The organism is Phaeovulum sp. (assembly GCF_041596715.1).
GTDB lineage: Bacteria > Pseudomonadota > Alphaproteobacteria > Rhodobacterales > Rhodobacteraceae > UBA6213.
Genome location: NZ_JBFHIA010000091.1, coordinates 1 through 10,973 on the forward strand (window position 1 = coordinate 1; position 10,973 = coordinate 10,973).

The window sequence follows — 10,973 nt, forward strand, 5'->3', positions numbered from 1 at the left end:
CTGCGGAAGCGGTAGCCGCGATCGAAAATGCCTTCTTCGGCCAGAAGCTGTGCGACATGGCTGCCAAAACCGCCGATTGCGCCTTCTTCAACGGTAATCAGCGCCTCGTGCCCGGCGACCAGCCGCAGGATCAGATCGCGGTCAAGCGGCTTGGCAAAGCGGGCGTCGGCGACGGTGGGGGCAAGGCCGCGCGCGGCCAGCGCCTCGCGCGCTTTCAACACCTCGGCAAGGCGGGTGCCGAAGGACAGAATCGCCACGCGCCCGCCCTCGGCCACAATGCGACCACGGCCAATTTCCAGCGGCACGCCTTTGGCGGGCATTTCCACGCCAGCGCCCTCGCCGCGCGGATAGCGAAAGGCGATTGGGCCTGCGTCATGCGCCGCGGCGGTGGCGACCATATGCACCAGTTCCGCCTCATCGGCCGCAGCCATCACCACGAAACCCGGCAGATTGGCAAGGAAGGCCACATCAAAGGCACCGGCATGGGTTGCACCGTCCGCACCCACCAATCCGGCGCGGTCGATGGCAAAACGCACCGGTAGGCGTTGGATCGCCACATCATGCACGATCTGGTCAAACCCGCGTTGCAGGAAGGTGGAATAGAGCGCGCAAAACGGCTTCATCCCCCCTGCCGCCATACCGGCGGAAAAGGTGACGGCGTGCTGTTCGGCGATGCCCACATCAAAGCAGCGGCGCGGGAACCGCTTGGCAAACAGATCAAGGCCAGTGCCCTCGGGCATGGCGGCGGTGACGGCGACGATCTTTTCATCGCGCTCGGCCTCGGCCAAAAGGCTTTGGGCGAAAACCTTGGTGTAGCTTGGCGCGTTTGATACGGCCTTGGTCTGCACACCGGTCAGCACATTGAACTTGGCAGTGGCGTGGCCTCGGTCAGCGGCACTTTCGGCCGGGGCGTAGCCCTTGCCCTTTTTGGTCACGACATGAATCAGCATCGGGCCGGTAGAGCGCGTCTTGACGGTGCGCAGCAGCGGCAAGAGTTGATCGAGGTCGTGGCCATCGACCGGGCCGACATAGGTAAAGCCCAATTCCTCGAACAGGGTGCCGCCCACGGTCATGCCTTTCAGCATTTCCTTGGCGCGGCGTGCGCCTTCTTGCAGGCCCTCTGGCAGAAGGCTGACAGCGCCTTTGGCGGCTGCCTTCAGATCTTGATAGGGGCCGCCCGCATAGAGCCGGGTGAGATAGGACGAAAGCGCACCAACGGGCGGGGCGATCGACATTTCGTTGTCGTTCAGCACCACGAACAGGCGCTTGCCTAGATGGCCTGCGTTGTTCATCGCCTCGAACGCCATGCCCGCGCTCATCGCGCCGTCACCGATAACGGCAATCGCATCGCCCGCATCACCGCCCAGATCGCGCGCGACGGCAAGGCCCAGCGCGGCGGAAATGGAGGTAGAGCTGTGCCCCGCCCCGAACGGGTCATAGGCGCTTTCCGAGCGTTTGGTGAAACCTGAAAGCCCGCCCTTCTGGCGCAGCGTGCGAATACGGTCGCGCCGACCAGTCAGGATTTTGTGCGGATAGCACTGGTGCCCGACATCCCAGATGATCTTGTCGCGCGGTGTATCAAAGACGGCGTGCAGCGCCACGGTCAATTCAACCACGCCCAGCCCCGCGCCAAGGTGGCCGCCCGTAACCGACACCGCCGAAATCGTCTCGGCGCGAAGCTCGTCGGCCAGTTGGCGCAACTCTCGGTCGGTGAGGCCCTTGAGATCCGAGGGCAGGCGCACGCGATCGAGCATGGGGGTCTGTGGGCGGTCAGTCATTCGCAGCCCTCCGGGGGCGTCAGGTTTGCCGGGAGATAACGAAACGCGCGGCATCCCGCAAGGTTTGCGCCTTTGTGCCGTAGGGTGCAAGCGCCGCGCAGGCGTCTTCGACCAGCGCATCTGCACGCGCGCGCGCGCCATCGAGGCCCAGCAGGGTCACGAAAGTGGCCTTGCCCGCCTGCGCATCCTTGCCCAGCCGCTTGCCTGCCTGCGCCTCGGTTCCGGTCACATCGAGGATGTCATCGGCGATCTGAAACGCAAGGCCAAGTGCCTTGGCATAGGCCGCAAGGGGGGCCCGGTCTGCACCTGCCAGTATCGCCCCCGCCTCTGCGGCAAAGGAGATGAGCGCGCCGGTCTTGCCTGCCTGAAGCGTGGTGATTTCGGCCAAGTTCAGCGGCGCTGGCGCGGTTTCTGCCGCTATGTCAAGCGCTTGGCCATAAACCATGCCCGCCGCACCCGAGGCGTGGGCGAGTGCCGCAACCAGCGCGACGCGGCGCGCGGGCGACCCGAGCGCGGGGTCGCAGCAGAGATCAAACGCTAGGGCTTGCAGCGCATCGCCCGCCAGCACGGCGGTCGCCTCATCCCATTTCACATGCACGGTGGGCTGGCCGCGGCGCAGATCATCGTTATCCATCGAAGGCAGATCGTCGTGAACGAGGCTGTAGGCGTGCAGCGCCTCGACCGCGGCGGCGGCGGGCATGGCCTGCGCCACGCTCAGCCCGTGCAACGCGGCACTTTCCAGCACCAGAAAGGCGCGTAGCCGCTTGCCCCCCTTGGCCGCGTAACCCATGGCATCGCGCAGCTGCCCGCCCGGAAACTGCGCGATAGCGGCATCAAGCGCGCTTTGCACACCGCGCTGCGCCGCCGCCAGCCGTTCTGGAAACATCTAAAGCCCCGACACCGGCGTGGCGCCCGTGGGCGCGCCGTTTTCGCCAAGCGTGATTTTTTCAACCCGCTCTTCGGCGGCCTTCAACAGCGCCTCGCAATGCGCCTTGAGCGCCGCGCCGCGTTCGTAAAGCGTGATTGACTGGTCCAGCGATACCGAACCCTGCTCTAGATCGCGCACGACCTTTTCCAGCGCCGCCATCGCGTCTTCAAAGTTCATCGCCGCTATTTCGGTCATCATCACGCTCCATCAGAACTGCCACATGTGCTGCAACCGAGGCCGCAACGGCGGTCAAATCATATCCGCCTTCAAGTGTCGAGACCACCCGCCCGGCGCAGCAATCATCGGCCAGATCGCAGATGGCGTGGGTCAGCCAACGAAAATCCGAGTCGGTCCATTCCAGCGCGGCAAGCGGGTCTGCGTGGTGCGCATCGAAGCCGGCTGAAACAAGGATAAGCTCTGGCGCGAAGTCACGCACGCGGTCGAGCGCCTCTTGCCAAGCGGCGCGCATTTCGGCCCCGCCCGACCCGGGCAGCAGCGGCAGGTTGATCATCTGCCCATGCGCCCCGGTTTCGCTTGCATAGCCCGATCCGGGGTAAAGCGGCATCTGATGGGATGACACGAACATCGCGCGCGGTTCATCCCAAAGCAGCGCCTGCGTGCCGTTGCCGTGATGCACATCGAAATCAAGCACCGCGACGCGGGCCAACCCGTGATGGTCAAGCGCGCGCATCGCGGCAATCGCAATACTGCCAGATAGGCAAAAGCCCATCGCGCGCTCGGCCTCGGCGTGGTGCCCCGGCGGGCGCATGGCGACAAAGGCGTTACCCGCCTGCCCTGCCAGCACCAGATCAACCGCCGCGTTGACCCCGCCGATGGCGTGAAGTGCGGCAACAAGCGAGCCGGGCGCGGCGAAGGTATCAGGGTCGAGCATTGCCCAACCCGCCGCGGGAATTGCCATGCGCACGGCCTCTAGATGCCGCGCCGGATGGCAGCGCAGCACCTCGGCCTCGGGCGCGAGCGGGGCGGGGTAGCGGGCGAGTGCGGCAAACTCTGGCGCGCGCAATGCCGCCCAGATCGCCTCGATCCGCGACTCGCTTTCGGCGTGGCCGGGTGGGGCCACATGTTTAAGCGCCGAGTCATGTGTGAAAAAGGCTGTGCTCATGGGCCAAGGCTAGTGCGCCCGGCCACGCCCGGCAAGGCTTGCGCGGCCTAGTCGGGCACCACCATTCGTGCGCCGATTTCGGCGGCGCCGGGGCCGAACCCTTCGGTCAGCATCGCCTTGCCCGCCGCAATGCGCGCCGCAGCGGGTTTGTTCTGGCCCAGCTTCAGCGTGCCTTGCACATCGTCAAGGTGCAGCACCACAGGCACTATGGCGCGCATCTTTCGCGCCAACTCCTCGTCTGGCATCTTGTCGATCTTCCACGGGGCCTTTTGCAGCTGATCTTCAAAGGTGGCGGAAAGCCGTTCCAGATGCCCAAGCAGCGCGGATTCGGGCAAAAGCTCTACCCTGCCGCGCAGATGCACGGCGTGGTAGTTCCATGTCGGCACCTGATGGTCCATCCCATACCAATCGGGCGAGACGTAGGCATCGGCACCGCTGACCACCATCACCCCCGGCTGCGGCGTGGCCAAGGCGCGGGCCATTGGCGCGTTTCGGACAACGTGAAACTCGATCCCGCCCGCATTCGCGCAAAACGGCAAATGCGAAACCAGCGGCCCCGCAGCCCCATTGACGCAAAGCGCCCCAAAACCGCGCGCCAGCGCCGCTGCCAGATTAGCCTCGGCGGTTTCAGCGCGGAAAGCTGGGTTCGAGTGCATGAGAGCCCCCTCAAGCCAAAAGCTGCGCGCCGTTGTGGCCGGCGATTCGCACATTCATCAGCGTGCCTTCGGGCTGATCGGCTGCAAAGGCTACTTCGGTGAAAAACTCGGTGCGGCCAAGGCGCGGGCCTTCGGTCAAGACGGTTCGCGTCTGGCCAACCTCGGCCAGCAGATGCGCGTGCAGGCGCGCATCGCCCAGCGCGCGCAGGCGGGCCGCACGTTCCTTGATTGCCGGGCCTTTGACTTGCGGCATCCGGGCGGCGGGCGTGCCCTTGCGCGGGCTGAAGGGAAAGACGTGCAAAAAGGTCAGACCACATTCTTCGACAAGGCGCATCGAGTTTTCGAACATCGCCTCAGTCTCGGTCGGAAAACCTGCGATGATGTCGGCCCCAAACACGATGCCGGGGCGCAACTGCCGCGCCTCTTCGCAAAAGCGGATCGCGTCGTCGCGCAGATGCCGGCGCTTCATGCGCTTGAGAATCATATCATCGCCCGCTTGCAGGCTTAGGTGCAGATGCGGCATCAGGCGCGGCTCGGTTGCGATCGCCTGCATCAGGTTCTCATCGGCCTCGATACTGTCGATCGAGCTGATCCGCAGGCGCGCAAGGTCTGGCACCAGCCGCAGGATGCGCATTACCAGATCACCCAGCCGGGGCGTGGCAGGCAGATCGGCACCCCAAGAGGTAAGGTCCACCCCTGTCAGCACTACCTCGGCAAAGCCCTTGCCCACCAGTCGCTTGATCTGTTCAACCACCACGCCCGCCGGAACCGAGCGGGAATTGCCGCGCCCGTAGGGGATGATGCAGAAAGTGCAGCGGTGATCGCAGCCGTTTTGCACCTGAACATAGGCTCTGTGCCGGCCAAAACCGTCGATCAGGTGGCCCGCCGTTTCGCGCACCGAAAGGATGTCATCGACCATCACCTTTTCGGTGGCCCCGATCAGATCGGGTGCGGCAAGCCCCGCCCAAGTTTCGGGCTGCATCTTTTCGTGGTTGCCGATGACGCGGGCGACCTCGGGCATCGCGGCAAAGGTTTCAGGCTCGGTCTGGGCGGCGCAGCCGGTCACGATGATCGGAGCACCGGGGTTTTCGCGCGCGAGGCGGCGAATCTCCTGCCGGGCCTTGCGCACTGCCTCGGCGGTAACAGCGCAGGTGTTGACGATCACCGCATCGCCCATGCCCGCAGCCGCGGCCAGTTCCTTCATCGCCTCGCTTTCATAGGCGTTGAGGCGGCAGCCATGCGTGGCGAATATCGGCGCGCTCATGCGTGGGCGGCCAGAAAATCGGGGGAAAGCGTGCCTTGAAACACCAGCGCGGTGGGGCCGGTCATCCACACGCCATCGTCGCGCCAATCAACCTCTAGCGTGCCGCCATCGACTTCAACCGTGACGCGCCGCCCGGTCAGGCCGCGCAGATGCGCGGCAACGGCAGTGGCGCAAGTGCCCGAACCGCAGGCAAGCGTGATGCCCGTGCCGCGTTCCCATACCCGCATCCGAAGCCTGTCGGGCGCGGTCAGAGAGGCAAACTCGACATTGGTGGCCTGTGGAAACAGCGGGTCGTGTTCGATGCGGGGGCCAAGCCCGGCCACATCAACCGCCTCGGCATCGGGCACGAAGTGCACGCAATGCGGATTGCCCATGCCAACCGCAACCGGGTCGCCCGGCAACGGCAGGTGTAGCGTATCGACGGCGCGCGAAAGCGGCAGATCGGCCCAGTCTAGCTGCGGCGGGCCCATGTTCACCCGGGTCAGGCCGCCACCCGCGTCTTCGGCCGCCAAAAACCCGCGTTCGGTGCGCAAGGTCAGCCGTTCCGCACCAGATTCTTGCAAGATCAACCATGCAACGCAGCGCGTGGCATTGCCGCAGGCACCCGCAGTTGTGCCATCGGCGTTGAAAAACGTCAGCCGCGCATCTGCCTTTGGATCTTTTTCGATGAACACCAATTGATCGAAGCCCACGCCCCGGTGGCGATCGCCCAGCGCGCGCACCAGCGCAGCCGAAACCATCTCGCCGCCCGAGCGGGCGTCGAGAACCACGAAATCATTGCCTGCGCCGTGCATTTTTAGGAAAGGCAGGCCTGCGGTGGGTTGCTTGCTCATCATGGCGTGCTTTTACGCAATACGTGCAGATTCGACCAGTGGCAGGATTTCAGCCAATTATACGCTTGACCCGCCCCGGCGTGGTAACTACAGAAGCGCCCTGTGATGGGCCGGTAGCTCAGTTGGTAGAGCAACTGACTTTTAATCAGTAGGTCTCGGGTTCGAGCCCCGACCGGCTCACCACCATCACCCCATAAACCACCGCGATCCCGCTGGCCTGCGTGCCAAGCGGGCGGTGGTGCGGGGGGTTCAGGCACCCGCCAGCGTCAGCCCCTCGACCAGAAGGCTTGGCACGACAACGCTCAGATGCTGGCGCGCGTCGTTGGCGGGGGTGATGCGGGCAAGCATCTCTCGCAAGTTTCCCGCGACGGTGCATTCGTTCACCGGCCAGACAATTTCACCGTTCTGCACCCAAAAGCCCGACGCGCCGCGCGAATAGTCGCCCGTTGTCGGGTTGATCGACGAGCCGATCAGCGAGGTGATCAAAAGGCCGGTGCCCATTTCGCGCAAAAGCTCTTCGCGGCTGCGACTGCCTTGAGTCAGCGCGATATTGGAGTTGCCCGGCGAGGGCGGCGACGAGGTGCCGCGCGAGGCAGAGGCGGTCGAATCCATGCCCAGCTTGCGCGCGGTGGCCAGATCCAGCGTCCAGCCCGTCAGCGTGCCGTTATCGACAATGGCGCGGCGGCGGGTTGCCAGACCTTCGGCATCGAAGGGGCGCGAGCCGGCTATGCGCACGCGGTAAGGGTCTTCGATGATCGAAAGCCCCTTGGGCAAAACCTCGGTGCCCAAGGCGTTCAGCAACCACGAAGACCCGCGCGCGATTGCCGCGCCGTTGATCGCGCCCAGCAGGTGGCCGATCAGGCCCGAAGCGATGCGTTCGTCATAAAGCACCGGATAGGCCCCGGTCGGCGGGCGGCGGGTGCCTTGGCGTTCAACCGCGCGTTGGCCTGCCAGCAAGCCGACATCATCGGGCGAAGGCAGATCGGCCTGAAAAGCGCGCGCCTCGGCGGCCCAGTCGCGTTCCATCGCAGCACCTTCGCCGCTGATTGCTACCGCCGAAACCGCGCGCGAGGTGCGCCCGTAGCCGCCTGAAAAGCCGTTGGAGGCAGCAAACCAGAGGTTGCGGCGCGAATAGCTGGCCGAGGCAGATTGCACCTGCGCCACGCCCGCCACCGCCAGTGCCGCGGCCTCGGCGCGCTGTGCGTCGTGCTGCAATTCGCTTGCTTCGGGTTCTGCGGCGGGGTCGGCCAGTTCCAGCGCGTCGATGTTCCAGTCTTGCGCGATCATGCCGGGGTCGGCCAAACCGGCAAAGGGGTCTTCGGGTGCCTCACGCGCCATCGCCACGGCGCGGGCAGCCATTTCGGCCATTGTGTCTGCCCCGGTTTGTGATGCGGAAACACAGGCTTGGCGCCCGCCGATCAGCACCCGCAACCCGATTTCGACACCCTCTGAGCGTTCGGCCTGTTCCAACTTGCCTTGGCGCACGTCGATTGAAACCGAGCGGCCATCGACGGCAACCGCATCTGCCGCGGGCGCGCCTGCACGTGCCGCTGCCGCCAGTAGTGCGGCGGTCAGATCTTGCAGTCGGTTTTCCATAAGCACCCTATCCTGTTCCCAGTCATTCAAGCCAAGGGCCGCCCGGTGGCATCCGGACGGCCCCTGACGCTACCCTAGCGCCGCACTTATTGCAGGCGCTGGCCGTTTGCGTAAACCCCGCCGTCTTCGCGCATCTCGATTTTCGAGGTCAATTCGTCGGCACCCACCGGCACTGCGAAAAGCCCGAGCATCGCCTTGAAGCCAGCGGCTTGTTCCGCAGGCAAAAGGCCCATCGCGGAAAGCTTGTCCATCAAGGCATAGGCACCGATCAGGCGCAGATCGACCGCGCCCATTGGCATCGGAATGCCCATCGAATTGTCAAAGGTAAAGTCGCCCGTGCCGGTAAGGTCGGCCCCTGCCGCCGCCACGCGCAACCCGTGCACGGTGACCGCGTTCATCTCACCCGGAACGGGGTTGGCTTCTAGGTCTGCCGGGTCGAAGAGGTTGGCGATCAGCTTGACCGTGCCGGTAACGTCGATCAGCATCTCGGCGGGTGTGCGCGGCAATTGCGCGGTTGGGTCGAACATGGCCCAGATCGATTCTGAAACCGTCAGCCCGCCAAGCCCAAGCTTAAGGGCAAAGTTCTGCAACTCTTCTCCCTTCACGATCGGCATCGACATCAGGAAGTTCGTAGACGAAAGCGCCACGTCGATCGGCAGGGGCAGCGTTGGTGCCATGATCTGCACTGTCGAGGCCCCGGCATCGACGCCGTATTCCAACCCGTCACCCGAAAGCGAGAAGTGCAGCAGCGCGCCGTCGCCGGTTGAGGCCATGGACCCGGGGCCGGTTTCATCGGCAAAGTTCATGTTGAACGAACTTGCGCCCATATTGACCTCGCCCTCACCAAAGAAACCTGCGGTGATCGCGGCGGTCATATCGTTCATGTCAACGCCATCGGGCATATAGCCGCTAAAGCTCGAAACCGAATTGGCGACGTTTGCTGACATATCGAACATGCCGTTGGTTTCGGGGTCGGTGCCAGACGCCGTCATCTCGAACGCCGATGCGGAAAAATTGGCGGTGATGTTCTGGCCCTTCGCAGTGTCGAGCTGATAGGCGCCCGCGATATCGCGCAGCGTCATCACAAACTCGCCTTCGGGATTGGTCGCATCGCCGCCGGTGCCAGTGCCTTCGACCGCAATCTCGGTGGCGACGACATCATAGGCCATATTCTCGGGCACACCCGAAACGGTCATCTCATAGCCTTGCTGGCGCATCATCATGGTGGTGTTAACCGGCGGCATGTCTTCGGCCGTGCTGGTGGCCCAGATCGGGATGTCGTTCGACATGGTCACGACCACCTTGCCGTCGCCAGTTTCCTTCAGCCGGATTTCGGCGACGTTCATGTCAAAAGTGCCTTCGGGCCGTGTCATGGACATCACCACATCGCTGACAACCAGCGTATCGCCGGCCATCTGCTCGCCCGAGGTTACGAAAGTGTAACCCAGCCCCTCAAGGCTTTGGGTCCATTGGGTCCAGACATCCCTTGCGGAAACGTCTGCAAATGCGGCCCCGCCACTGAAAATCAGTGCGGTGGCTGTGCCAGTCCCGAGCAAACTCCACTTTGACATGATCATACCTTTTCTGAATACGGAACGGTCAGCAGCAGCATCATGTGCCTTTGCGCAGTGGTCAAGGGATTCGCAGCTTGTTAGAGATTGCCTCGGTTAGTGGAAAAAGGCGTGGCGCGCGATGATCGATCTGTCGATTTCCGAAGGGCTTTGGGTGATTAGCATCAACCGCCCCGAAAAGGCCAATTCGCTGACCCGCGTGATGCTTGGGCAGCTTGACGAGATCGCCGCGCGTGCCGCTGGCGAAGGCGCGCGCGCGCTGGTGCTTACCGGCAAGGGCAAGGTGTTTTCGGCGGGGGCCGACCTTGAAGAGGCACGCGCCGGGCTGGCCACCGACGCGATCTGGGAACAACTTTCGGCGCGCATCGCAGGTTTGCCTTGCCTGACCATCGCCGCGCTGAACGGCACGCTGGCGGGGGGCGCGTTTGGCATGGCGCTGGCCTGCGATCTGCGCATTGCCGTGCCAGAGGCTAGGTTTTTCTATCCGGTGATGAAGTTGGGCTTTCTGCCGCAACCTTCCGATCCGAAGCGGATGGCGGCGCTGATCGGCCCGGCGCGCGCAAAGATGGTTTTGATGGCGGGGCAGAAGATCGGGGCAGAAGAGGCGCTGGCCTGGGGTTTGATCGACCGCATCGTGGCGCCCGAGGCACTGGCAGAGGCAGCTGCCGCGCTGGCAGCCGATGCCAGCGCAGCGCGCGACGGTCTTGCAGGGTCGATCAAGAAGCTTTTTGACTGAGGCGACGGGCGCTCAGCTATAGATCTTTTCTTTGCCGAAATGCTTGACGAGCATGTAGTAAACGACCGCGCGATACTTGTTACGCTCGGATCTTCCATAGGTTTCCATCACGGCGTTGATTGCCGCCATCAGCTCTGGGCCGTCTCTGAGGCCAAGTTTGCGGATCAGGAAGTTGGTCTTGACGGTTTCCAATTCGGACTCTTGGGAGGCGGCAACGGTTTCCGCGTCGGCATTATAGATCGCCGGGCCGCAACCGATGGTAACTTTGGTCAGCAGCGCCATGTCTGGCGTCACCTTGCATTTGTTTCTCAGATCGTCCGCATATTTGGCGATAAGCTCGTCACGTTTACCCATTTTCCACTCCCACCCGTTCCGGTTCGGATTGATACGTGCAACAGGGGCGCTTCCCGCCCCTACATCAAGCTAAATCCATTCTAGGTTTCACACAAAGGGAAATGTCGGGCCTGCGTCACTGGCGACTTGACCGC

11 protein-coding genes and 1 tRNA gene are annotated in these 10,973 nt (G+C 63.8%); 2 read left to right on the plus strand and 10 right to left on the minus strand.

Features of this window, described 5'->3' with window-relative positions; translation table 11 throughout:
• From dxs to dapF, 7 genes are all read right to left on the minus strand, one after another.
• On the minus strand, positions 1-1,778 hold a 1,778-nt coding region (gene dxs / locus ABY403_RS08005; RefSeq protein WP_372840247.1), incomplete at its 3' end, for a 1-deoxy-D-xylulose-5-phosphate synthase.
• A gap of 19 nt (positions 1,779-1,797) precedes the next feature.
• The gene (locus ABY403_RS08010) at positions 1,798-2,664 is read right to left on the minus strand and encodes a polyprenyl synthetase family protein (RefSeq protein WP_372840248.1); all 867 of its coding nucleotides are present in this window, start codon (positions 2,662-2,664) and stop codon (positions 1,798-1,800) included.
• Positions 2,665-2,901, minus strand: coding sequence for an exodeoxyribonuclease VII small subunit (locus ABY403_RS08015; protein ID WP_372840249.1), 237 nt, complete (start codon positions 2,899-2,901; stop codon positions 2,665-2,667).
• Positions 2,873-3,829, minus strand: a complete 957-nt coding sequence (locus ABY403_RS08020; protein WP_372840250.1) for a histone deacetylase family protein — start codon at positions 3,827-3,829, stop codon at positions 2,873-2,875. The genes ABY403_RS08015 and ABY403_RS08020 overlap by 29 nt, the downstream gene beginning before the upstream one ends.
• Before the next feature lie 47 nt (positions 3,830-3,876).
• Positions 3,877-4,485: an FMN-binding negative transcriptional regulator gene (locus ABY403_RS08025; protein WP_372840251.1), complete on the minus strand. Its 609-nt coding sequence runs from the start codon at positions 4,483-4,485 to the stop codon at positions 3,877-3,879.
• Between the two features lie 10 nt (positions 4,486-4,495).
• Positions 4,496-5,749 (minus strand): tRNA (N(6)-L-threonylcarbamoyladenosine(37)-C(2))-methylthiotransferase MtaB, encoded by a 1,254-nt coding sequence (gene mtaB / locus ABY403_RS08030; RefSeq protein WP_372840253.1) that lies wholly within the window; start codon positions 5,747-5,749, stop codon positions 4,496-4,498.
• Positions 5,746-6,585: a diaminopimelate epimerase gene (gene dapF, locus ABY403_RS08035; RefSeq protein ID WP_372840255.1), complete on the minus strand. Its 840-nt coding sequence runs from the start codon at positions 6,583-6,585 to the stop codon at positions 5,746-5,748. Before dapF ends, mtaB begins: the two co-directional genes overlap by 4 nt.
• A gap of 104 nt (positions 6,586-6,689) precedes the next feature.
• On the opposite strand from dapF, the gene ABY403_RS08040 reads away from it, so the two are divergent.
• Positions 6,690-6,765: transfer RNA gene (locus ABY403_RS08040), tRNA-Lys, on the plus strand.
• A 66-nt stretch (positions 6,766-6,831) separates the two neighbouring features.
• On the opposite strand, the gene ABY403_RS08045 is transcribed toward ABY403_RS08040, so the two are convergent.
• Both ABY403_RS08045 and ABY403_RS08050 read right to left on the minus strand, forming a co-directional pair.
• Entirely contained in the window at positions 6,832-8,178 is a 1,347-nt protein-coding gene (locus ABY403_RS08045) for a TldD/PmbA family protein (RefSeq protein WP_372840257.1), read from the minus strand.
• Between the two features lie 86 nt (positions 8,179-8,264).
• Positions 8,265-9,749 (minus strand): DUF2125 domain-containing protein, encoded by a 1,485-nt coding sequence (locus ABY403_RS08050; protein ID WP_372840259.1) that lies wholly within the window; start codon positions 9,747-9,749, stop codon positions 8,265-8,267.
• Between the two features lie 121 nt (positions 9,750-9,870).
• Here ABY403_RS08050 and ABY403_RS08055 point away from each other — a divergent pair, with 121 nt between their 5' ends.
• Complete coding sequence (locus ABY403_RS08055; RefSeq protein ID WP_372840261.1) at positions 9,871-10,485, plus strand: enoyl-CoA hydratase/isomerase family protein; 615 nt, start codon at positions 9,871-9,873, stop codon at positions 10,483-10,485.
• Between the two features lie 12 nt (positions 10,486-10,497).
• Here ABY403_RS08055 and ABY403_RS08060 read toward each other — a convergent pair whose 3' ends face one another.
• Positions 10,498-10,839: a DUF2853 family protein gene (locus ABY403_RS08060; protein WP_372840263.1), complete on the minus strand. Its 342-nt coding sequence runs from the start codon at positions 10,837-10,839 to the stop codon at positions 10,498-10,500.
• Positions 10,840-10,973 lie beyond the last annotated feature (134 nt).

Excerpts from the sequence above, each read along its gene's own strand:
- ABY403_RS08060 (WP_372840263.1), bottom strand. The coding sequence starts at position 10,839 with ATGGGTAAACGTGACGAGCTTATCGCCAAATATGCGGACGATCTGAGA.
- dapF (WP_372840255.1), bottom strand. The coding sequence starts at position 6,585 with ATGATGAGCAAGCAACCCACCGCAGGCCTGCCTTTCCTAAAAATGCAC.
- mtaB (WP_372840253.1), bottom strand. The coding sequence starts at position 5,749 with ATGAGCGCGCCGATATTCGCCACGCATGGCTGCCGCCTCAACGCCTAT.
- ABY403_RS08055 (WP_372840261.1), top strand. The coding sequence starts at position 9,871 with ATGATCGATCTGTCGATTTCCGAAGGGCTTTGGGTGATTAGCATCAAC.
- ABY403_RS08020 (WP_372840250.1), bottom strand. The coding sequence starts at position 3,829 with ATGAGCACAGCCTTTTTCACACATGACTCGGCGCTTAAACATGTGGCC.
- ABY403_RS08050 (WP_372840259.1), bottom strand. The coding sequence starts at position 9,749 with ATGTCAAAGTGGAGTTTGCTCGGGACTGGCACAGCCACCGCACTGATT.
- ABY403_RS08010 (WP_372840248.1), bottom strand. The coding sequence starts at position 2,664 with ATGTTTCCAGAACGGCTGGCGGCGGCGCAGCGCGGTGTGCAAAGCGCG.
- ABY403_RS08015 (WP_372840249.1), bottom strand. The coding sequence starts at position 2,901 with ATGACCGAAATAGCGGCGATGAACTTTGAAGACGCGATGGCGGCGCTG.
- ABY403_RS08045 (WP_372840257.1), bottom strand. The coding sequence starts at position 8,178 with ATGGAAAACCGACTGCAAGATCTGACCGCCGCACTACTGGCGGCAGCG.
- ABY403_RS08025 (WP_372840251.1), bottom strand. The coding sequence starts at position 4,485 with ATGCACTCGAACCCAGCTTTCCGCGCTGAAACCGCCGAGGCTAATCTG.